Raw genomic sequence first — 23,259 nt, forward strand, 5'->3', positions numbered from 1 at the left:
TTAATCGGTCTTTAAACTAGGAAGGGCGTTTAGCCCTTCCTTTTACACTAAAGGAAACATTATGACAAAGTCTGAATTGATAGAACAACTTGCACTGCAGCACGCTCACGTTCCAGTTAAAGATGTAGAGAATGCGGTAAAAGAAATCCTTGAACAAATGGCTGGCTCATTATCAGACTCGGAACGTATCGAAATCCGTGGCTTTGGTAGTTTCTCGCTTCACTTCCGTTCTCCTCGCACTGGTCGTAATCCTAAAACAGGCGAGACAGTAGAATTGGATGGTAAATATGTACCACACTTTAAGCCAGGCAAAGAGCTGCGCGATAGAGTAAACGAAAGCTTAAATAATTAAGTCTAACGGAGCTAAACTTGGTTGCAGTATTGAAAAAGGGATTAGCTGTTGTTGCCATACTGATTGCATTTTTAGTTGGAACACAAAATCCACAAGTTGTTAATGTCAATTTTGTAATTGCAAGTGCAGAGTTACCACTCGCAACCTTAATGAGTATTTGCTTAGCTCTTGGGATAATTATTGGTTTACTCGTAACAGCGTCGGTTTTATCTAAGCTTAAATGGCAAAATCATCGCCTAAAAAAAAGTAATAGTAAGCTTAGTCAAGCAGCCGAACGCTAGTTATGATCGAGCTGCTGTTTTTATTACTACCTGTAGCTGCCGCTTACGGCTATGTTATGGGTAAAAATAGTGCAAAAAATCAAGCCCTAGAGCAAAGTAGACAAATTACTTCTGAATACAGTAAAGGCCTAAAATTCCTACTAGACAGGGAAGAAGATCAGGGTCTTGAACACCTCACTAAATTACTTGAAGTCTCAGCAGACTCCGTTGACCATTATCTAACACTTGCATCGCTTTTTAGAAAGAGAGGTGAGTTAGATAGAGCAATAAAAATTCATGAGTTACTACTTAAACAACCTAATCTAGACGAAGAAGTGGTTAAGTCCTGTCGCTTAGAGCTTGCTCAAGATTACGTCTTAGCTGGTCTATTGGATAGTGCTGAAGAACACTTAGTCACCCTTGTAAAGCTTGGGTTTAGAGATGCACTTGATCCAATTTTAAACCTATACTCTCAAACGAGAGATTGGCGAAAAGGCGTTCATATGTATGAAGCGCATCCTGAGCTTTTCAAAAAGTCGTCTCATTGCGCGACTATTGCAAATTTTTATTGTGAAGCTGCAAATCAAGAAAAGAATCCGAGTCTATTCGAAAAAGCGACGTCACTTGCGCATGAAACAGTAAGACCTTTGTACGAAATGGGCAAAGATGCATACAAACATGATGATTACGTGAAGTGCATATATTATTGGCGAAAGCTCGTGAGCCAATTTGTATTTATGGCGCCACTTGTAATCGAAGACCTTGAATCCTGTTATGTTAAATTAAATATTCATGATCAATTCTTTGAGTTAGTCTCAGAGCTGTTAGAAAAAGGGGGGGTGCTGATCAGAATTAAGTTTTGCCAAGGGTTAGTCCAAAAAGGCCATATTTCTGAGGCAATAGAGTTTCTAACTGATAGTTTAAAGCGTGAACCATCAATTAGGGGCTTTAGTTATTTGCTGCAACTCATTAGCGGCAAAGATGCTAAAATAGATCACGTATTACAAGAAATAGATAAATTGGTGAAGTCTTATATTGCAACTAAGCCAAATTATCAATGTGGTCATTGTGGGTTTACAAGTCATACTATGTATTGGTTATGTCCCTCCTGCAAACATTGGGAGTCATTAGCTCCAAGCCGTGGGTTAGACGGCTTTTAAGTTTTTAATTTGGCCAAATAGGGTAACTATGTCGACACAAGATTTAAAAAAGGTTTTGATTGCGCTTGATTATGATAATGAAGAAGCAGCATTATCATTTGTTTCTCAGCTTTCACCTGATGAATGCCGATTGAAAGTAGGTAAAGAGATGTTTACCTATTTTGGCCCTCAGTTTGTAAAAAAACTGGTAGATATGAATTTTGATGTGTTTTTAGACCTAAAATTTCATGATATTCCAAACACAGTTGCAAAAGCGGTGACTGCTGCGGCTGAGCTAGGGGTGTGGATGGTAAACGTTCACGCCAGTGGTGGTCATGAAATGATGTCAAAAGCAAAAGAAGCGTTGGTAGCTTACGGTGATAAAGCCCCACTACTTATTGCTGTGACCGTACTAACTAGTATGGATCAAGGACAATTATTAAAGCTTGGAATTGAAAAAACGCCCCAAGAGCAAGTGCTATATCTAGCAAAATTAGCGAAAGAATCAGGCCTAGACGGCGTAGTTTGTTCTGCGCAAGAAGCCGAGCTGTTAAAAGCTCAACTCGGTGAAGAATTTAAACTTGTAACACCTGGGATCCGACCTGCAGGCTCTGATGCTGGCGATCAAAAACGTATTATGACACCAGAAAAAGCGGTGAAAGCGGGGAGTGATTACCTCGTGATAGGTCGTCCGATCACTAAAGCTGAAAACCCAGCGGCAGCTCTTAAAGAGATTAATCAAAGTATAGCTTCACTTTAAACATGAAAGGCTAACATTACTGTTGGCCTTTGCAATTTACGAGACCAGTTTAACCGAAGCGTTTGATTTTATCTCACTCTTCTTTCTCCGCAGTTTCAAAGTTCAAACTAAATTGGCCACTGCGCTGCACTGAGAAAATAGCCTTTTGCCAGTTTTCTTCTTGATTTGATGTCGCATTTTCAAACAAACTTAGAAAAAGAACGGAAATTTCATCACTAACCGGTATGACATGTGCTTGTTTGGGAGTGTTGGTGTCATAGTAAAAAGCGGAACACCTAGGCATATTGTCGTTATGGTAGTCCAATACGAGCCGCGCTTCACTCCACGGCTCTTTAATTTGTTGGTATAGATACTGGCCCAATTGTTGTGGGACTTGTCGGTTTTCTTCTCGCATTCCAACTCCTTGTTATGTTAAGCGATAAATGTTGATCTGATTTTACTGACGACTTTTGACTTTGGTATGTGCTATAAGTTTGTAGGTCCCAAAACCAACCAGTATAAGTATGATCGAGTGACCCGCGGCTTCACTTATGATAATCGCATTGGCAGATAGCCCCGAAAGTATAGACATACAGACAAAGAACGAAAGCACTGATATTAGTAACACCATGGCTTTTATCCAAGGTGGACTAGCTTATGACTCTGTTTGCTAATTAACACAGCAACGACAAAACTGATCAAAGAAACCAAAAAACCAATAACATACTGTTCCGTCGTGATCATGGTATTTCCTTATTAGTAGATGGGTAAATTATTTTATTCATTTTCTGTCGTTTTAAAGACACGCTTAATAGAGTACTCGGTAGTTCAATTCCACTCCGCAATCATAATGACTCGATAAAGTCATGGCATTCAAGCCAATAAATTAAGCCGAACGTTGCCAAGAGTCGGGTGAAAAAAGTATCATCGTTTTCTGGCGATTGTACGCCCCGCGGTAGCGTGAGTAAATCTTTAGTAGCTCGCCATCTTATACACTCTTGTGAATAGCTCGTTTTTAAAAAGGATAATTGATCAAAGATTGTACATCGATTTTTACAAAAACTTGGCTTTTATCTTTTTGTTTAAGTGATTCAACCCATGGCTGTAAGATTGATTGACAAGAATAAGTGTACTCAGAAATCATCCTTATACAAAGTTCACAAAGAATGCCCATGAAAAAGTGCTTATTTTATCTTAGCTGATTATTTCAAAAGTTACATCATTCCCAACCAAAAGTTTGTTAGAAAGAATAGAGTCTGATCCTAAAGTGCTATAGTAAATAAAACTTTCATTTATACAAGTGGTTAGTTCGAAGCTAACCACTTTAGCACTATAAATGGTTTCCTCATGTGCATGATATTTAGCCTTAGTTGATTTGCAAAACTTTTACAACAGTGCATAAAGTTTGGTTAATGATGTGTGAATTTGAAGCTTTAATGTAATTATCTGTTATTAAATAAACTCATATAATAATAGAGGTTATTACATGACTTTAGTTGAATGCAAGTGTGCTTTTTGTGGATTGATAATATTAATTTGATATTAAGGTTGATCTAAAAAATTCGTTTGTGTATCGTATGCGCCGTTCGAGAATGTACATCAAAAGTCCAGGTGTTTAATGTGGTTTTTGTTTTCAGGGAAGTGTCTATCTCAACAAGTTGCAAGAAGGCTTAATGCAAACTGAATTGCTCATTAAGCTTTCTGACTTCCTCCCTGAATGCCTAGTAAAAGAAAAAACCCATTATAAAACAATGGGTTGAATATTTTTTAAGAAGATTTTCGAATGTTAACTTAGTATTCAGTTACAAACTGCATACTTGTGTTCTGTAATTTCTTGTTAAATAGTTAAATCAAATGTATTTTCACTATTGTACTGGAAATTAAAAAGATTAATTGTTTCCAATAATCTAATTTGGATGTCTTATAATTGAGGCGGTTATGGCTAGGAATGCTTTATTTATAATGGTTTTGTTTTTAACTGGTTGTATGTCAACTTACGTTAAGTTAGACGTGACTGCTACTGATAACATAAATTTAAACCAGTTTAACGAGCCACTACCTGTGGTATTAAAAGTATATCAACTTACTGATATTCAAGCGTTTAAAAATTCTACATTTGAACAGCTTTGGAAGTCAGATAAATCAATTCTGGCTAACACCTTAGTTACGGTGGAAGAACGCACCGTAAACCCCTCAGATCGTATAAAAATCGAGTTTGAACAAGCTGAATCTGCAAAGTACGTGGCTTTTGTTGCGCTATTTAGAGATAGAACGGGTGGTAACTGGCGCGCATTTTATGACTTAAATGATTGGCCTGTGCCTTTATCTACTTCTCTAGATATTGAAATTACAAGTAACTCGCTTCGCTTACCTGAAGTAGAGGAGGACAAGTAATGCAGCACAACAACGTATACAAACCTGTTTGGGCTGAAGGTTTAATGCTAAGTCAGCAGCATTTACAACTGTTCGATCAATACCAGCAATCTCAACTAGCTGGTGTACAGCAAAGTCTTAGAGACAATGCATATGGTTTAGACCGCATTGTATTCGACGAATCGGCATTGGCCAAAGGGGTAGTCAAGCTGCAAAGTATTGCGGCAATCTTCAAAAGTGGTCGTCATATACATCATGTTTTTGCTGACAACGAAGCGCCTATGTTTGAGCTTGAAGATAACAAAAGCGAATACATCATTAGTGTGGCGCTCGCGAACAATCATTCAGTAAGTAATATCCAAGGTTACCCGCAAACTGGGCAACTTAGTGCTTATGACTGTGATTTTGTTGAGCTTCAAGATGCACATGATCCAAACCGAAAAGCAGAGGTGATGGTTGCTAAACCTAAACTTATGCTAGTTGAGTTCAGCGCGAGTAACAGTTTTATAGAGCAATTGCCTTGTATAAAAGTTATACGTGGTGAGCATGGGCAGTTCGAAATTGACTCAAGCTATATTCCTCCATTGCTAAACATCAAAGCCCATGGCTATTTGGCCGAGCGCGTAAATAAACTCGTCAATATGGTTGAGGCTAAGTATACCGCGATGTTTACCAATCGTGCGAGTATGGGGATCGTGGAAGATTTTGGTCCAACAGAACTCAAACACTTTTTGTTATTACAAACATTTAGCTCTGTTTTTCCTGAGATTAAGCAGTTAAGTACCACAGCCAAAACTAGTCCTGGTGCATTGTTTATGGCGCTAAATAAACTGGTCTGCCAACTGATAAATTTCGAACCAGAAGCGAGTAAATTTGAGTTACCAGTTTATGACCATCAAGACTTAACGCGCAGCTTTGGTTTAATCGAATCTCATATTCAAACCCTTATTGGTTCGATAAGCGCAGCACGCTCGTCTGATCTAGTACTCAGTGCAATCTCTCAGTCTATCTTTGAGGTTAAAGACATAGAAAACAGTACTTTGACACGGGGTGAGCTATACATTGCGGCTTTCTATGAAAACGAATCTACCCAGTGGATTGAGCTATTTGCAGAGCAGGTTAAGCTGGCAGCGCCTAGTCAATTGGAAATCTTAATTGCGTCAGCGCTTGGTGGCGTGAAGTTAACACATTGTCAGCGCCCACCGAATAGAGTGTCGGTTAAAGGTGGTTATGAATATTTTAAAGTCGAACCGCACGGTGCCGCTTGGGAACAAGTCGTACAGGAATTAGCGTTAAGAATCTTTGTGCCATTTAGCCTTCAAGGCGTGAAACTTGAAGTGGTTTCAGTGGCGAGTAAATAGTTAGTAGGTAAAGGTCATGGAAGCGTCGAAAAATAAATCTGAACTAGTCGCCTGCATTTCTCCGGTACTTGAGGTGCTTACCTCAATTCGCCAGGGTGGGGTTGATCATCAAGGAGTTGATGGTCTACGTAGTAAAGTCATGGATGCTTTTGATGAATACGAAAAAAGTTGTTATGACGCACGAATAAGTGCATCAGACATGCAGGAAGCCAAATTTGCATTAACCGCTTTGGTCGACGAACAAATCATGACGGCGCAGAAGCCCTACAGTATGGAGTGGATGGCGCGACCTTTACAATTAGAATTGTTTGGCAATATGCGTGCGGGAGAAGCTTTTTTTGAAAAGCTTGAAAACATCCGCCGTGCAGCAGCGCAGCAACGCACGGTTTTGGAAGTATATTTTGTTTGTTTACAGCTGGGTTTCGAAGGGATTTATAAGATCAAAGGGGTAGAGCAACTCAAAGCGTTGATGTTGGATGTTAGAGCGCAATTAGAAGAGCTTGCTGGACCTGCAAAATTACAGCTTTCTGATAATGCAAAACCGCAAGAAAGTATGGTCACTAAAGTAGGAAGAAACCTACCTTATTGGGTTATTTTATCGGTAACGCTTGCGTTACTCGCCAGTATGTATGTTGGTTCAACGTATTTCATTGAGAATCGCGCGAACCAGCAAGTCGTGCAAATTGATAAGCATATTGAAGTACTAACGCAGTTAGAGAAAACAGGGAAAGCGAGGTAACATCATGTCAGGAGTGAATCGTAGTGGACTAGTGCATCTAGTCTTAGGATTTTTGTCATCTCGTGCGACGGCTCATTGGGTCGGCATATTCGCAATTTTAACGCTAATTTGGTTTGCAGGTCGATTTATTGGCCTTGAAGATCAAAATCATCGTTTAATGGTGATGGGTGCTGTATTTGGCTTGTTTTGTCTTACTTTATTAGTTCGTTGGCTGTGGGTGAAGCGCTCTGGCGACAAGCTAGCCAAAGAAATTGCCAACAATCACGCCGGGACAGAAGCCGAAGTCGAAGAAATCAAAGCCAAAATGGAAGAAGCGCTTTCGGCATTAAAAGCGTCTCATCTAGGTGCAGGCTATCGTGGCAACGCTGCGTTGTATGCACTGCCTTGGTACATGATCATTGGTCCGTCTGCTGCAGGTAAGAGCACATTATTTGCAAACTCTGGACTGCACTTCCCTTATTCAAAATCTAATCAACTGCATATCCAAGGTTTTGGTGGTACGCGTAATTGTGACTGGTGGTTTTCAGATCAAGCCGTTTTGATTGATACCGCAGGTCGTTATACCACTGAAGAGTCAGATAATGATCAATGGTTGTCATTCTTAAAGCTGTTACGCAAATACCGCTCTAAACAGCCAATTAATGGCGTAATGGTTGCGATTAGTGTTGCCGACATCTTGACCTCAGACAGTGAACAGATCCGCGACCACGTTAAACAGATCCGCGCTCGTATTGATGAGTTAATCAACCAACTTGGACTTATCTTTCCAGTATATGTGGTGTTTACCAAGTGTGATTTGATCAGCGGTTTTGAGCCTTTCTTCAATGAATTAAGTGAAGATGAGCGTAAGCAACCTTGGGGCGCGTATTTACTTGAGGAAGATGGCACCAATACCGGTGAAGTGGCGAGTGAGAACTTTTCAAAACATCTAACTGGCCTATATGAGCGACTGTGTGATCAGCGCCTAGTTAAAATGACGCGTGAGCGTAACGCCCAACGTAAACAACTGATTTATGATTTTCCTAATCAGTTCAAAGCGGCGTCTGCCAAAGTTGAAGAGTTTATTGACACATTATTTAAAGAAAACCCGTACCAGGAAGTACCGTGGTTTGCTGGTGTGTATTTTACCTCTGGTACGCAAGAAGGTACGCCTATCGAGCGTAGCGCAACGAGCAAACTATCTACGTTTAGATCTGTATTGTTTGAGTATCGCCAAGAAAGCATTACCTCCGCGTTCTTTATCAACCAAGTATTCAAAGATGTGTTGTTTAAATTGCAAGATCTCACTCGGGGTAACCGTAAAAAGCGTCGCGTACAAAAATGGCTCAAAGGCTTTGCAGTATGCTTGTGTGTGACATCGGTATTTGCTCTGGCGGGCTTGTTGGTTAACTCTTACACCCACAATCAACAGCTTTTAACAACCAGTGATAAATTAACGACTGCTGTTGTTAATACACGAGTTGAAAACCAGCCGCTGGCGGAGCAATTTAACTCAACTTTGTCTCTTTTTGCACACTATCAAGAGCTAATAGGCTATGAGAAAAAGCTGCCTTGGTATTTCTTACTCGGGGTTTACAGTGCTGACAACACCATAAAGCCAATAGAGCAGGTATTACGTCAACGTGTACAAGCGCTCATTGGCGAACCAAGTTCGGAGCTTGTGCAACAAGCACTATTTGAAAGTCACCAAAACTGGATTGCGCTGCTAAGTACAGAAGAGCAGGTTGCTAAACGTATCGAGCCGAAACTACGTGATAAGTACTATCAGGCACTAAAGCTGCAGCTTATGATGAGTAACGAGTTTGAACGTTTAAATAAAGACTATGCCAAGTCTGAATTATTAGACTACACGGCGGATCGCTTAGAGCTAACGCTAAACGAAGACACGCAAGTATTAACAGAGCAACTGTCAGGACTGATTGATTTTTACTTAGCCCAATTAGCGGTTGAGCCTACACCGCAGCAGCTTGCGATTTGGCAGAATAATGATTTCTTAGTGAACCAGGCTCGTTCAGACTTAATGAGCGCGCCAGAGCCGACTGCGCTGTATGAGCAGATCAAAGCAAAAGTCACAGTATCAAAAGCCGCATTAACGCTTGATCAAATGATGCAGCAAAACAACAAAACCTTTTTACAGTCCAAGATCAGCATTCCATACGTTTACACCAAAGAAGCATGGGAAAACGAAGTGTACGACGCCATTAAGGTCATTGCGAGCAAAGCATTCTCTGGCGACTGGGTGATGGGAACAGACAACGCAGAAAGCCAAGGTTCTGTTGATGAAGCAAAAGCAAGCGCTTTAGTTAAATCTATCCGTGCACTGTATTTCAGAGACTATGCCAATGTGTGGTTTGAGTTTTTAAATTCAGTAGAAATAAGTCCATTTAATACGAGCAACGCGGCAAGTTTAACGCTGGCCCAGTTGTCATCACCAGAAGGTCCATTGGTCGATTTAATGGCGTCAATCGACGACAACGTGAATCTAATTGATTCGCCAAACAAAACGGTAGAAACAGAAAAGTTGACCGAGCAGGCAAATGCATTACTTGCAAAGTCTAAAAACAACAAGGTTAAAGGTGCAAAGATAGAAGCCGCTGCGAGAAAGCGTGTACCAGAACTGTCGAGCCGCTTTGCAGATCTTCGTCGCTATACGGCAAAAGGAGAAGAGAACGCTCGCTCTGATTACCTAGAGCAATATCTCGGTGCTTTGAGTGCATTTCATTCAGACATCAAAACGATCGCAGCGAGTAACAATGATGACTATATGGCAATGTCATTTACTCAAACGTTGTTAAACGGTGATAGCAAAAACCATGCGCTGCAAAGTGCATGGGTGGTGGTAGAAAGCCAAGTCAGAGCGCTTGACCCAGATACTAAGCAAGCACTTGAAAAACTACTAAAAGCACCGCTTTTAGCGAGTGTACAAACGGTAATGAACGAAGCGAAAGTACAGCTCAATGAGCGTTGGTCTAATCAAGTATTCTTAACATACAAAGAAAATATCCGTGGTAAATATCCGTTCAATATCGACGGGCCAGATGCAGCAGTTGAAGATATTAGTGAACTGCTGAACCAAGAGTCAGGTGTGTTTTGGCAATTTATGGCTGAAAATCTATCTCCTTATCTTCGTTTAAAACGTGGTGAGTGGGTAGAGAAAACGTGGAATGGCATTGGTATCGGCTTTAAGCCTGGGGTACTAGATAAGCTAACTAAGGCGAGAAAGGTAACGCGTTCGCTATTTCCTCGAGACGGTTCAGAGGTAGGGATTAGCTTCCAAATGATGCCAGTGGCACAAAAGGGATTGAAAGAAACGTATATCGGCTTTAGTGACCAAAATTACCGATATAGAAACGAACCCGAAGAGTGGCGTCGTTTTAATTGGCCAGCAAGAGCAGGAACTGAAAAAGCAGTGGTATATGGCTTAGACAGTGAAGGCCGCAGAATCGAAATCGAAAAGTCAGGGCCTTGGGCATTCCTAAAAGTATTGAATGAAGCGAATGTACAGTGGGTTCGTGGTACTGAATTTATGGCAACGTGGCAATTACAAAGAGAAGCAGAGGCTAGTGTTGAACCAATCCAAGTTCAAGTTGCACTTAAGTCGAGCAGAAACAGTGGCATATTCAGCAAATATTTTATGACGTCGTTTGCGCTGCCAGAGTCTTTGTTTGATACCAAAGTGAGTGTAGCTTCCAATGAAAACTTGGCGTTGAGGTAACACAGGCATGTTCGGTTTTTTTAATAATAAGAAAGTCGCCAAGGTACCAACGACCCAGCCCTTTGGATTTATGGGTAAGAACCCAATTCAAGCGGACTTTATTAAGTTTAACGTTGACTCGAGAGAAGCGATAGCGCTTGAACGCTGGCTTCAAGAAGGTTACGCAGACATGAGCCGACAGGCGTTGATAAAAGATGCAGCTTCTCAAAAAGAGCAATCAACGCTATTTTTTATCGCCTCAGGTCAGGACGAAAACTGTTTATTAGGCACATTACAGCCAAGCGAAGATAAAAGTGGAAGACAATACCCATTTTGCTCGTTTGTATTATCGAGTAATGCGGACTACAAACAAAACCCTGCATTTCTATTTAGCGAATGTGGTAGTGCGTTTAAATCGTTAAGTTTAAACCATGAGCTGATCAGAAATTGCAGTAGTGTTGAGCAAATGCGCCATAGCGCACAGGAGCTTAAACAGGTAAGTGAGCTGGTTTCGCAACCGATTGATTTTGATAAGGCAATGTCTTCACTACGGGCTTCACCGATACAGCGTGTATGGGATGCGCTTGAACTAGAAGATCTTGACCAGCGAGCACAATTAATCAGCCAGGTGATGTCGGCGCTCAAAATGATCAAAACCCAGGGCTGTTTGCGTTGTCAGTTCGGGTTGAAGTTACCGATGCCACAAGTGGGTGAAGATACCCAGTTGTTAGGTGCATTTTGGCTACATCTTATTACCAATATGGTGGCCGATCATCACTGGCAGCCTTGGTGTTTTTATAACTATGGTCAATTGAGCCAGAAAGCCTCGCTGGTGGTGTATTGCAGACCTATGCCCGCATCGTATTTTGCGTCAGTTTGGCTTGAGCACAATAGCTTGTCGACGACCATTAATCTAACAGGGACTTTGCCACAACATCCGGTGACACCGCATATGTATGAATTGGCAAAAGCATCAAATATGAGTGTTTTCGATGCGCTAAGAAGTTGGAGTAAGTTATGAGTCAACCACATAAGTATCAGAGCTGGCAGCAGTGGCGTGAAAATTTATTAGCGCCGCTTGACGGCATGCCATGCGGTGATGATTTAAAATACGAAGAGTCATTTAAATTACTAAAAGCCTCTTCGTCAGGTGTTGCTGAGCCAGACTTCAAAGCTAATTTTATGTTGGCATCAGAGCTGTTAGAAAAACAAACCAAAGATATTCGCATTGCGTCGTATCTAGCGTTGGCCGCTACGAATGAGTTTGGGCTCGAAGGTTTGATCCACTCGTTAGATTTGTTTAATCAGCTTTTGCAACTGTATCAGGCGCAGATCCACCCAGTGAAAGAACGTGCGAGGGCATCGGTACATACTTGGTTCCTACAACAACAACAGCGCTTACTTGGTGTTGCGACAGCGCATAGCGCGACAATGCCAGAACAATGGCCAGAGTTAAAGCGTGTACTTGAACAATATGCAGCAGACTCTGTTGCGATACTTGATGCAGACTCAGGTCCGCTTGCTGATTTAAAACACTGGTGTGAGCAAGGTTTGGTGTCGCAACCAGTTACTGTACAACCTGTTGCGACGGTACAAGAGCCTGTTGAAAAGCAAGAGGTTGTGACAGCAGAGCAGCCTCAAGTACAGCAACCTGTAGCGGCAACTTCACAGCCTGCAGCTGTTGCTTCAAAGCCAGTTTCTACGGTTGCTATTGCCGCGGAAGCACCACAATCAGACTCGGCTTATACGGAGCAAGTTCGCAAACTATTGGCGTATGACAAAGAAAGCCAAAATTGGATGCGAGCGATTCGCTTGGCACGTGCAGTGAGGTGGGGGGCGCTTGCATTACCACCACACGATAATGAGTTGAAAACGCGCTTACCAGCCCCAAGGCAAGCGGCATTTGTGCCTATTGAAAACGCCTTAGCTGCACAAAACTTTGCCCAAGCGTTAGAAAAAGCAGAAGCCTTATTCATGGAAGGGGCGATGCATTTTAACCTTAATTTACAAAGGCTAACCATCGCTGCACTTGAAGGGCTCAAGTTATTTAAAGAAGCACAGTGGATCGATTTAGAGCTCGCCGCAATCGCTGATCAATACCCAACATTGCTCAGCCTTAAATATGAAGACGGAAGTGAGTTTTGCTCAGCAGCAAATCGCGAGCGAATTGGCGAACATAAATTACTAAGCCAAGGTGACGGTGCAAGCACTGATGGCAATCAGAAAGTTTGGTTAGATAAATTTAAAGAAGCGCAGGCGCTTGTTGACCAAAATAAGCTTGCGCAAGCACTGCAGCTAATGGAAGGGTTTGCCCAAGACAAGTTCGATTTTGCAAAGCAAAAATTATATCAAGCTCGTTTATTGATGCGCAGTGAACGCGCTGATCTTGCCTATCCAATGTTTGAGCAGCTGCTTAAAGACATTGAACAGTACCGACTGGACCTATGGCATGAGTCGTTTGCTCTAGAGGTTTGGCGTTATGCCAAGCAATGTAATGAAGCAATATCCTTGGAGCAAGGGGATGAATTTGACCTACGAGCAACCGCGATAAAGCAGCAGATGCTCGTAACCAAAGTAAGCTCAGCGATTGACTGGGTTTGATTGTTAACCGCTGGGCTTGTAACGGCAGGCGCAACGACTGATTAAATAAGGAAAGACTATGTCTGATACGTTTCAAAAAGAGATCCCAAGGGCGCGGATTAATATAGCGCTTGAGCTGGAAACCGAAGGTGCAACGCAAAAGAGCGAACTACCAATGAAAGTTTTGGTGGTTGGTGATTATTCCAACGGCCAAAACGACAGTGACCTCGCAGAGCGAGAGCGCATTGCTATAAATAAAAATAACTTAGAGCAAGTGCTTAAAGACATGTCACCAAAGGCAAACTTTCAAGTATCGAACAAAATTGCGGGTGATGGTGAAATTGGTATTAACCTGACGTTTGATGATTTTAAGTCATTCGATCCAGAACAAGTTGCAGCCCAAGTGCCAGAGCTTAACAAGATGATGTCAATGCGTAACCTATTACGTGATCTGAAATCTAACTTGCTCGATAACTCAACGCTAAGAAAAGAGCTTGAGCGTATTTTGCAAAATAAACCAGAGCTTGATGAGTTAAAAGCACGCCTAAACGAGTTAGCGCCGCTTTTGTCTGAGCAAGAAAAACAACCGCAAGAGTAAGGACACGAACCGATGAATATGCAAGAAACGTTAAACGTTGAAGCGCGCAAAGAAGAGACGTTGACAGCTTCAGCTTATGAAACAATCTGTAATCTTGTGTCTATTGAGCCGGTTTCAAGCGAAATCAGCATAGATAACTTCCGTGATGCTAATAACCTTGCGGAAACCGACACCAATGAGCGCTTAACTGCTGCTATCAATGTCTTTTTAGATATGGCCACTAATGACAGCAAAGAAGTGTCGCGTATCGACAAGTTATTACTTGATGACTACATCGCCAAAGTTGACAAAATTATTTCTGAACAGCTGGACGAAATTTTACATCATCCGCAGTTTCAAAAAGTAGAGTCGGCGTGGCGTTCATTGCGTTATTTGGTAAATCGTTGTCCAAATAACTCAAACGTAAAGCTTGAGCTACTTGATGTTGATAAAGAAACGCTACGTGATGACTTCGAAGAAGCACCAGATACCACGCAATCTGCGCTCTATAAGCAGGTATATACGGCTGAGTATGACACACCAGGTGGCGAGCCAATTTCGACTATGGTGTCAAACTTTGAATTTGATTGTTCAGCGCCGGATGTGTCGTTATTGCAAGAAATTTCAAGGGTATCTGCGGCAGCACATTGTCCTTTCTTAGGTAGTGTTGGTGCTAAATTCTTCCTAAAAGACTCGCTTGAAGAAGTGTCAAAAATTCAGGATTTAGGCTCTTATATGGAGCGTGCTGAGTTTTTACGTTGGAAGAACTTCCGTGAATCAGAAGATGCACGTTACATAGGCTTAGCGTTCCCACGCTTCTTGCTGCGTTTACCATATGGTGACTTAAATCCAATTCGCCACTTTAACTATCAAGAAGACGTTAGCAGCGAGCATCACGAACGTTATCTATGGGGTAACGCGACATTTGCGTTCGCGGCAAATATCGTCCGTAGCTTCCACCAAAATGGTTGGGCGGTAAATATTCGTGGTCCACAGTCTGGCGGTCGCGTTGAAAATCTACCTCTGCATTCTTTTGAGGCTGGTCGTGGTCAAGAAACTAAGATCCCAACGGAAGTGTTGATCTCTGAAACTAAAGAGCTTGAGTTTGCAAACCAAGGGTTTATCCCTCTGAGCTATTACAAAAACAGTGACTTTGCGTGTTTCTTCTCTGCAAACAGTGCGCAAAAGCCACAAATTTTTGAGACGCCGGAAGCCACCTCTAACTCGCGGATCAATGCAAGATTACCTTACATCTATTTGGTATCGCGTATTGCACACTATATGAAGGTGATCCAGCGTGAAAATATCGGCTCCAGCAAACCTCGTCATGAGCTAGAACAGCAACTTAATGATTGGTTAGGTGCATTAGTTACTAAGATGAATAATCCAGACGAGTCTCTAATTGCTACGCACCCGTTAAAGGATGCCAACGTGACGGTTTCGGAGATCCCAGGTAACCCAGGTTATTACCGTGTGAATACGTATGTGGTTCCACACTTCCAAGTAGAAGGTATCGACGTACGCCTCGCACTCGTTGGGCAAATGCCTGGCGAAAAATGAAGGCCATCTGAAGAACCTATGAAGCGTATATAGGGCAGTGAAAGCTGCCCATTATTAAGAATGAAGCCTTAATATAATGAGGTTTAGAAATAGCGGTTTGGACTTTTGAGATGTCAGCTGAGCTTGCGTTCAAAAGTAAGAAAAGAAAAAATTTTAAACCGTGTTAGATTGATAAGTTCAACGATTGAAAATTGGTTACTGGTAAAAAATAAAACTTAATATGATTGCTGGTATTAAATGGTGTGTTTATGAATATAAAAGCGAGCCATTTTATTTGGAAGGTTATATTTTTAGTGCAGCTTTCCTTAACACTATTTTCAATATACGAGAATCAATTTTTAATCTTGTCTGAGGTTAGGGTTACACTTGTAGAAGTTGTCGTTCTTATTACTGATGGATTAGTGTTGGTGGCAAACTTACTGTTGATTTTACAAATGCGTATGTTAAGCCAAAGAACATGGTGTTTGATAGTTTTGATATGGTGGTTTGTAAATATTTACAGTTTACTAAATGAATTTTACTTAGGCGGTTATACTTCGTCTGAAATGTTGTTTTTTGGAAATGTAATCTGGTTTTTAATTTTATTTTCTTTGCCTGTAATTAAGTACGGAAGCTTTATAGGAGAACCCATTAAAGCTGAGTAAAGTTAAAGCGATTTATACTTCCATGATGCACTTTAGTGCATGCGTTAAACTGTGGAATTGACGTGCGTCTTAAGATATTTGGTCAAAAGCCAAGTATAAATAAAAGCCACTGATAAAAACGAATAAACGTATCTAAGGCTTAGATAGCCCTATAAAAAAAGCGATAAGGCAATGGATTGTCATGTTTAAACGAAAAATATATAGCTGGTTAATGGTGTTAAGTACAGTTTTAGTGACTAACTTTGCTTATAGTCAAGGGCTGACACCTGAGCTCTTTTTCGCAAAAAAGAAATTACAAGAAGCAACTATCTCTTACACCGCAGAGATGGAAACGTGTTTTGAGCATACTCCAGGCGTTCGTCCAAGCGAGTTAAAGATAGACAAACTTGAAACAGAATTAGTTGTAGATGCAGTATACTATTTGCATTACGTCGCGCTTAACCATTGTATGAAAGACGAATATATTCGTTTCTTAAGTGCAGTTAACTACTACAACTCTTTGGTTAATCGTGATGAATGGTTAGAGGTTGATAGCTTTGTTAATTCTGCTTTGGAGGAAGAAGTACGTGGAGAATTCGAATTTAAACAGTTACCCGAAGCGGTTCAGCAGCACTTTTTGCAGCTGGATATACTAAAAACGCCATTTGATGCGGCGACGTTAGTGATGGAATTACGTGGTGACTTATAACATGTAGTGAAAGATTGCCCCAAGTTGGCTGCCACCAACTTGGGACATGTTCCCAAATTGGCATAAAGCGTGGCGCTTTGTTTGGGGATCAAACGTGAAAAACACGCGTTTGATCAATGCCTTTAATAATTAGGAAACATCTTATCTTAAAAGGAGAAATTAAAAATGGCAATTCCAGCGTATATGTGGTTAAAGGACGACCAAGGTAACGACGTTAAAGGTTCAGTAACTGTAGCTGAGCGTGAAGGTTCAATTGAGATTTTGCATTTCGATCACGAATTGCGTATCCCAACTGATAACGACACGGGCGAGCTAACAGGTACTCGTAAGCACGAGCCTTTTGTTATCACAAAAGCTGTGGATGCTGCTACTCCGTACATGTACAAAGCGTGTTCAAACGGTCAAACATTAAAGCAACTTGAGCTTAAATGGTACCGTATTGATGACACGGGTACTGAGCGTGAGTACTTCCGCCATACGCTTGAAGACGTGAAAATCACTTCAATCACGCCAACAATGCACAACGTTAAAGATTTGGATAAAGAGCGTTATCCTCACCTTGAAACAGTGCACATGCGCTACAAGCGCATCACTTGGACGTACCTAGACGGTAACATTGAGTTCTCTGACTCATGGACTGAAGGTCGTTAATTTCGAGTGTTGGAGGCCTGTTGGCCTCCTTTTCAAGCTTATACTAGTTCGTGCAATGAATAGAGAGCGTATTTTTCTATGGCCTTATTTGATTTGCTAGCTCAGCCATCACGCCAAGCCTATAGTGATAACAATTTATCACATCTAAGCGACAGCGTATGTAAACACCTAACGCAACTATTGAATGCGCGTAGGGGAGTGCTTGAGCATTTAGGCGATTATGGTTTACCGGATGTGGAAGATCTATATGAAGGGCTACCTTATTCGCAGCAAACACTTGCCAATGAAGTAAAAAGAACCATAGAAAAGTACGAACCAAGAATTACCAACCTCATCGTTCGACCCATCGACATAAAAGAGGAAAACTGTGTGATTCGATTTGAAATAAGAGCGCAATTAAAAACCGGCGAGATAATCAGATTGAATACTAAGTTTGCATCAGGTGGTAAAGCAAACGTCAATGCAGGAGGAGCAGACTAATGGATATGCAGCAATATTTTGATGCGCAAATGAGGCTGTTAACACAAGCAGGTAAACAATTTGCTCAGCAGTATCCTGAACACGCCGGCTTTTTAAATATTGATGCATTAAAGGATAGAGATCCTCATGTTGAGCGCTTGCTCGAAGGAGTCGCTTACTTAACGGCATTTACTCAAAAACGATTGGACGAGACGCTACCTGAAGTGTCTGAGCAAGTACTCAGACAGATTTGCCCAATATTATTAAACTACTATCCGTCTACGACGGTGCTAGAGTTTGCACCAAAACTCACCATGCAAGGGTTGGTGAGTGTGCCAAAAGGCGCGAAAATCTCTTCCCATAAAAGTGACAACGCGCCTGTGGCTTGTCACTTTACTACCACCGCAGAAACGAAAGTGCTGCCGTTTGAGATCTATTCTGTGGACTATCATGAGATCCACACTGGTGCGACGTTAAACTTGCACCTCAAGCGGTTAGGCCAAGGCAGTTTAGATGATTACGATCTCTCTAAATTGCGGGTGTATTTACGTGGTGACACGCCGCTTTGTGCCAGTCTTTATCAAATGATGAAGAACCCAAACGCAGCGATAGAGGTTGAGACAGGAAAGCTTGGCAGTACGACGCAATATACCTTGAGCAAGTCAAAAATTGATGCGGCTTTTCATAAAGACAGCACCGGAATGTTGCCGAACAGCGAGCAGAGTCATCCCGCTTATGCGTTGCTGCTTGATTACTTTAACTCTCGTGAAAAGTTCTATTTTGTTGAACTAACGGGACTGGATACGCTCAATATTGATCCAGACACTAATACTATCAGCATTAAAATAGCCAGCGATATCAAATTACCCCCTGGTAACAAAGTAAACGCGGATAATATCCTGCTTAATTGTGTACCCGCGGTAAATATCTATCCGGTTGATGCTGAGCCTATCCGAGTCAGCGAAAACCAAACCGAATACCAACTACATCCAGTGCAAAATAAACTTGGAGAGAGTTTTTGTTATAGCGTGAAGTCGGTACAAGGCGCAAGCAGTAGCACTGGAGAAGCCATCGACTTTGTTTCTCGGTATAGCACGGTATATGAAGATAACGCCCATTTGTATTCACTGATAAGCCGCGATATTGGCGGGGTATCGCCACAGACGTACATTCAGCTTTCAATGCAAGAAGTGGGTGATATTACTACTTTATCGACGGATCTGTTGGCGCATAACGCGGCGTGGCCAAGGCAAACACTGCAAGAGGGTGATATCAATGCACAAAGCGCTGATGTGCCGTCGGTACTTAGTGTTAAAAATGTCGTTAGGCCCAGCAAGTTGCTTAATTCTCCTGATCAGGCTTTACATTGGCAACTCATTAGCTTGTTGAATATGCGTTTCTCTCAACTTGCGGAACCAACCCAGCTGAAAAAGCTATTGGCGCTGTTTGATTGGTCGGAACGCTCTGAAAATCGAAACCGTATTGAGAGTATTCAAGGCGCTGAGTCTAAACCTATCTCATTACTACAAAAGGGCGTGTTCGTTAAAGGGATAGAGATCCATTTAACTCTAAACGAAAAGAGCTTTGTTTGCACAGCTGATGCATATCATTTTTGCGATGTGTTGCATCAGTTCTTTAAATTATATGCGCCAATTAACGAGTGCTTAAAAACCCGAGTGACGCTACTGCCAAGTTACCACGAGTGGGAGTGGGATGTGACGGCTGGCGATAGTTATCAGGTGTAAATGATGGAGCAGCAAAACCAACCCATTTGGGCAAAACTGCCAGAGCCGATCGCTAAATTGATGGCAACACCTTGGCGTTTTAGTTTGTACAAGGCGCTAACGCTTATTGAACAGCACTGGGCTAGCAATAACGAGTTACAAAGCGGCCACAGTCATCGCGTTGAAATTGCCCCGTATAAAGAGCTTGGGTTTCCTGCGTCAGACGTTAGACGCTGTGAATTGCAAGTAAGGCAACGAGGTAAGCTGAGACTCGAAACATCATTCCTCGGTTTATATGGCGTTGACGCTGCGATGCCGCACTACTTATTAGAGCAAGCCGCAGGAGATGAAGAGATAGGTGCAAGAACACGTGCATTTTTAGATCTCTTTAATCATGTATTGTATTGCCAGCTATTTCAAAGTTGGAAGAAGTCTCAGATTAATCTTGCTGGCATTGGTGCGCAGCAATTTGATCAGATAGTTGCTGCGGTATTTGAAAATAACCAGTCGGATAAGAGCAAACTAAATCTTATTAGTGCCAAACAAACCAGCGCTGCTGGGCTTGAGCAAGTATTAAAGCAAGCGTTACAAGACGAAAGCTTAACGCTAAAAGACAATATCGTTGAATGGGAAGATATTACCGAAGCGGGCAAGTTAGGCTCAAAGCAAAGCGGTTTCTCATTGGGTGGTAATGGCGTATTGGGTAAACGCGTACTGGTCACCGGCAATCGTATTTGCATTGAGCTTGGCCCAATGGACGAGGCTGAGGCGCACCTATATGAGCCAGGTGGTCTAAAGGCCAAACGTTTATCACAATTATTAAATTGGCACACCTCCACCAAAATGAACTGGCAACTGTTAGTACAGATCAATCGCCAAGCACGCGAGGGCACTCGGTTAGGGGCTGGCAAGCTTGGGATAAGTTGTGCGATAGGCAAAGTTAACGCACGCGTAGAGAAGAAAATATATTCACAATCACAGTTTTAATGCGAACGGGAATAGCAAGGATTAAAAGATGGACGCAACAAGCATAAAGAATCTCATAGACAAACTCAATCATCACAGCGCGACAGCGTTAGAAGCTGCGGCTGGATTCGCAGCGAGTCGAAAGCATTTTGAAGTGCTACCAGAGCATTACCTATTAAAGTTAATGGAAGAGCACAATGACGGCGATGTTGCGAAGATCTTACCTTTCTTCGAAGTTGATCAAGACGCATTGTGGAATAGTGCGCTCGAATTTATCAATCAACAAGATGCTGGTAACCCGAGCAAGCCGGTTTTCTCCCGTCGCCTCTATGAGTGGTTAGAAAAAGCATGGCTCAGTGCAAACATGCGCCATCAAAATGATTGGATCACAGGCGCTGCGCTGATTGACTCGTTCAAAGACATGGCGATATACAGCCCTGCATTTGGACTGGCGCGCGAGTTCGACAAGATTGATACGCACTTCTTAAAGCAGAATTTAAACAAGATCTGTAAAGGCTCGACTGAGCGTCAAGTATTTAGTAAGCCAAATGCTGACAACACGGTGTCGAATAGCCGTTCACAAGGTGAAAGCGCGCTAGAATCATTTTGTGAAGACCTCACTGAAAAAGCACGTTCTGGTGCAATTGACCCGGTTCTTGGGCGCAACGAAGAAATCCGTCTCGCAATTGATGTGTTGTGTCGTCGCCGCAAAAATAATCCAATCTTTGTCGGTGAGCCCGGTGTTGGTAAAACGGCAGTGGTAGAAGGGCTTGCTCAGCGCGTTGTTGAAGGGCAAGTTCCGCCAGAACTCAAAGAAGTTAAGATCTGCGTACTAGATATGGGGCTGCTACAAGCCGGAGCCGGCGTAAAAGGTGAATTTGAGCGTCGTCTTAAACAAGTCATTGATGAAGTAAAGCGTTCAGCGACCCCTGTTATCTTATTTATTGACGAAGCGCATACCTTGATTGGTGCTGGTGGCGACGCTGGTATGGGAGATGCCGCAAACCTACTAAAACCTGCACTTGCTCGTGGAGAAGTAAGAACACTTGCAGCAACGACATGGAGTGAATATAAAAAATATTTTGAGCGCGATGCTGCGCTTGAACGCCGGTTTCAATTAATTAAAGTCGATGAGCCAACCGAGCAAGCCGCAAAGCTTATGCTCACGGGTCTTAAAGAGAAATACGAAAAGCATCACCAAATTCAAATCACAGACAGTGCAATTGAAGCCGCGGTTAGTTTGTCTGCACGATATATTACTGGTAGACAATTACCTGACAAAGCCATTGATGTACTAGATACTGCGGCTGCAATGGTCAGAATGGGACCGGCAACGTCGCCTGTTGTAATTGATAAAGCCAAAGAGCAGATCCGTTACTATCAAAGCAGAATTGAACGCTTGGCAATCGAGTCAAAGCTTGGGATTGCAGATCAAACTTGCATTCAAAGCCTCACCGATGCGCTTACACAAGCCCAAGAGCAGCTTGCTGAGCTTGAGCAAAGCCGTGAGCTGCAAATTGATACTTATAATGCCCTACACGGTGCAAGCGACGAAGAGAAACCAGCGATTAGACAAGCGCTTGCTGCGTTAAATCAAGATGACAATGCGATTTTCTCCGAAGTGACCAGTGATACGGTAGCGCAAGTGATCGCAAGTTGGACTGGGATCCCTGTCGGTAACATGGTGAAAGACGAGCTGGAGAACTTACTTAAGCTTGAGCAATCACTGGCACAAAGCGTTGTGGGTCAAAATGCTGGATTGACTGCGATTGCACAAACCTTACGGGTTGCAAAAGCGGGTGTATCGGCCTCATCTGGCCCACTGGGCGTATTCTTATTAGCGGGTCCTTCAGGGGTTGGTAAAACCGAAACTGCAAAACACATAGCCGAACTACTATTTGGTGGCGAGAAGTTCTTAACCACGATAAACATGAGTGAATATCAAGAAGCGCACACGGTATCACAACTCAAAGGCTCACCACCGGGTTATGTGGGTTATGGTGAAGGCGGGGTGTTAACCGAAGCTGTGCGCCAACGTCCATATTCTGTGGTGTTACTTGACGAAGTGGAAAAAGCCCACGCAGATGTCATGAATATGTTTTACCAAGTGTTTGAAATGGGTGTAATGCGTGATGGTGAAGGGCGTGAAATCGATTTTAGAAACACGGTTATCATCATGACTTCTAATTTAGGGGCTGAGCAAATCATCAATGCTTGTACACCAGAAACCGAGCAGCAGGCCATGCAACAAATGGTGGATGGGATCATTCAGCAAGGCGTACCCGAAGACGAAGAAGCACAAGACAACAACGAACAAGAAACACCGTTTGAGAGACCGAGCTTTCAGCAGCTAGTCAGCTTAATTAAGCCAAACTTGCTCGCGCATTTTGCACCTGCGCTTTTAGCGCGTATGCAGGTTGTGCCTTTCTTCCCGCTAGATACTGATGTGTTAAAACATATCGTGGCACTAAAGCTTGAGAAGGTCGCGGCGCGACTTCATGACAATCACGCAATACAACTGCGCGTAGATCAAACAGCGCTAGATTATCTAGCCGATAAATGCGCTATGTCTGATAGCGGCGCACGATTGGTTAACGCAACAATTGAACAACAAATTTTACCTGGGATCGCTCGTTCAATTTTGGGCTTTATGAGCGAAGAAGATATGCCAGATCTGCTGACGCTGACACTGGATGAAAATGGTGAAATTGAAGCCGTATTCGCCGACTTAAGCTAACGGTAGATACGAGTAA

Annotated in this window: 20 protein-coding genes; 19 read left to right on the forward strand and 1 reads right to left on the reverse strand. The window is 42.4% G+C overall.

The genetic code is table 11. The features are described 5' to 3' along the window. Window positions 1-61: 61 nt before the first annotated feature. From ihfB to pyrF, 4 genes are read left to right on the forward strand one after another with little or no spacing between them, the layout of a single operon-like run. Window positions 62-352: an integration host factor subunit beta gene (gene ihfB / locus CWC03_RS04330; RefSeq protein ID WP_010377033.1), complete on the forward strand. Its 291-nt coding sequence runs from the start codon at window positions 62-64 to the stop codon at window positions 350-352. A 17-nt stretch (window positions 353-369) separates the two neighbouring features. Continuing rightward, window positions 370-633 carry a lipopolysaccharide assembly protein LapA domain-containing protein gene (locus CWC03_RS04335; RefSeq protein ID WP_010377035.1) on the forward strand — a complete coding sequence of 88 codons (264 nt, stop codon included), beginning with the start codon at window positions 370-372 and terminating at the stop codon, window positions 631-633. A gap of 2 nt (window positions 634-635) precedes the next feature. Then, complete coding sequence (locus tag CWC03_RS04340) at window positions 636-1,772, forward strand: lipopolysaccharide assembly protein LapB (RefSeq protein ID WP_138580726.1); 1,137 nt, start codon at window positions 636-638, stop codon at window positions 1,770-1,772. A gap of 28 nt (window positions 1,773-1,800) precedes the next feature. After that, the gene (gene pyrF / locus CWC03_RS04345) at window positions 1,801-2,511 is read left to right on the forward strand and encodes an orotidine-5'-phosphate decarboxylase (protein ID WP_138580727.1); all 711 of its coding nucleotides are present in this window, start codon (window positions 1,801-1,803) and stop codon (window positions 2,509-2,511) included. Between the two features lie 73 nt (window positions 2,512-2,584). On the opposite strand, the gene CWC03_RS04350 is transcribed toward pyrF, so the two are convergent. Continuing rightward, window positions 2,585-2,905, reverse strand: a complete 321-nt coding sequence (locus CWC03_RS04350) for a hypothetical protein (RefSeq protein ID WP_138580728.1) — start codon at window positions 2,903-2,905, stop codon at window positions 2,585-2,587. 1,547 nt (window positions 2,906-4,452) lie between these two features. Between CWC03_RS04350 and tssJ the strand changes: the two genes are divergently transcribed. The 15 genes from tssJ (at window position 4,453) to tssH (ending at window position 23,243) form a co-directional block, all read left to right on the forward strand. Beyond that, window positions 4,453-4,884: a type VI secretion system lipoprotein TssJ gene (gene tssJ / locus CWC03_RS04365; protein ID WP_010377046.1), complete on the forward strand. Its 432-nt coding sequence runs from the start codon at window positions 4,453-4,455 to the stop codon at window positions 4,882-4,884. Beyond that, window positions 4,884-6,224, forward strand: a complete 1,341-nt coding sequence (gene tssK, locus CWC03_RS04370) for a type VI secretion system baseplate subunit TssK (protein ID WP_138580729.1) — start codon at window positions 4,884-4,886, stop codon at window positions 6,222-6,224. Before tssJ ends, tssK begins: the two co-directional genes overlap by 1 nt. Before the next feature lie 16 nt (window positions 6,225-6,240). Then, a complete protein-coding gene (gene icmH, locus CWC03_RS04375; RefSeq protein ID WP_138580730.1) occupies window positions 6,241-6,963 on the forward strand; it encodes a type IVB secretion system protein IcmH/DotU in 723 nt (240 codons plus the stop codon). A gap of 4 nt (window positions 6,964-6,967) precedes the next feature. Further along, window positions 6,968-10,678 (forward strand): type VI secretion system membrane subunit TssM, encoded by a 3,711-nt coding sequence (tssM, locus tag CWC03_RS04380; RefSeq protein ID WP_138580731.1) that lies wholly within the window; start codon window positions 6,968-6,970, stop codon window positions 10,676-10,678. A 7-nt stretch (window positions 10,679-10,685) separates the two neighbouring features. Then, window positions 10,686-11,678, forward strand: coding sequence for a type VI secretion system-associated protein TagF (gene tagF, locus CWC03_RS04385; RefSeq protein WP_095729325.1), 993 nt, complete (start codon window positions 10,686-10,688; stop codon window positions 11,676-11,678). Continuing rightward, the gene (locus CWC03_RS04390) at window positions 11,675-13,258 is read left to right on the forward strand and encodes a TssA family type VI secretion system protein (protein ID WP_138580732.1); all 1,584 of its coding nucleotides are present in this window, start codon (window positions 11,675-11,677) and stop codon (window positions 13,256-13,258) included. Before tagF ends, CWC03_RS04390 begins: the two co-directional genes overlap by 4 nt. Before the next feature lie 58 nt (window positions 13,259-13,316). Then, complete coding sequence (gene tssB, locus CWC03_RS04395; RefSeq protein WP_128728171.1) at window positions 13,317-13,835, forward strand: type VI secretion system contractile sheath small subunit; 519 nt, start codon at window positions 13,317-13,319, stop codon at window positions 13,833-13,835. A gap of 12 nt (window positions 13,836-13,847) precedes the next feature. Further along, a complete protein-coding gene (tssC, locus tag CWC03_RS04400) occupies window positions 13,848-15,374 on the forward strand; it encodes a type VI secretion system contractile sheath large subunit (RefSeq protein WP_010377056.1) in 1,527 nt (508 codons plus the stop codon). Between the two features lie 248 nt (window positions 15,375-15,622). Beyond that, complete coding sequence (locus CWC03_RS04405) at window positions 15,623-16,018, forward strand: hypothetical protein (RefSeq protein ID WP_138522812.1); 396 nt, start codon at window positions 15,623-15,625, stop codon at window positions 16,016-16,018. Between the two features lie 181 nt (window positions 16,019-16,199). Further along, a complete protein-coding gene (locus CWC03_RS04410; RefSeq protein ID WP_249313943.1) occupies window positions 16,200-16,706 on the forward strand; it encodes a hypothetical protein in 507 nt (168 codons plus the stop codon). Window positions 16,707-16,871: 165 nt separating this feature from the next. Next, a complete protein-coding gene (locus CWC03_RS04415) occupies window positions 16,872-17,357 on the forward strand; it encodes an Hcp family type VI secretion system effector (protein ID WP_010377064.1) in 486 nt (161 codons plus the stop codon). Between the two features lie 78 nt (window positions 17,358-17,435). Then, window positions 17,436-17,837, forward strand: a complete 402-nt coding sequence (gene tssE, locus CWC03_RS04420; RefSeq protein ID WP_039495807.1) for a type VI secretion system baseplate subunit TssE — start codon at window positions 17,436-17,438, stop codon at window positions 17,835-17,837. Then, window positions 17,837-19,561 carry a type VI secretion system baseplate subunit TssF gene (gene tssF / locus CWC03_RS04425; RefSeq protein ID WP_045963374.1) on the forward strand — a complete coding sequence of 575 codons (1,725 nt, stop codon included), beginning with the start codon at window positions 17,837-17,839 and terminating at the stop codon, window positions 19,559-19,561. The genes tssE and tssF overlap by 1 nt, the downstream gene beginning before the upstream one ends. After that, on the forward strand, window positions 19,562-20,527 hold the full coding sequence (gene tssG, locus CWC03_RS04430; protein WP_249313944.1) for a type VI secretion system baseplate subunit TssG: 966 nt from the start codon (window positions 19,562-19,564) through the stop codon (window positions 20,525-20,527). A 28-nt stretch (window positions 20,528-20,555) separates the two neighbouring features. Continuing rightward, complete coding sequence (tssH, locus tag CWC03_RS04435) at window positions 20,556-23,243, forward strand: type VI secretion system ATPase TssH (RefSeq protein ID WP_138580733.1); 2,688 nt, start codon at window positions 20,556-20,558, stop codon at window positions 23,241-23,243. The last annotated feature ends 16 nt before the right edge of the window (window positions 23,244-23,259 follow it).

Origin of the sequence: Pseudoalteromonas sp. S2755, assembly GCF_005886535.1 — a bacterium.
Taxonomy (GTDB): domain Bacteria; phylum Pseudomonadota; class Gammaproteobacteria; order Enterobacterales; family Alteromonadaceae; genus Pseudoalteromonas.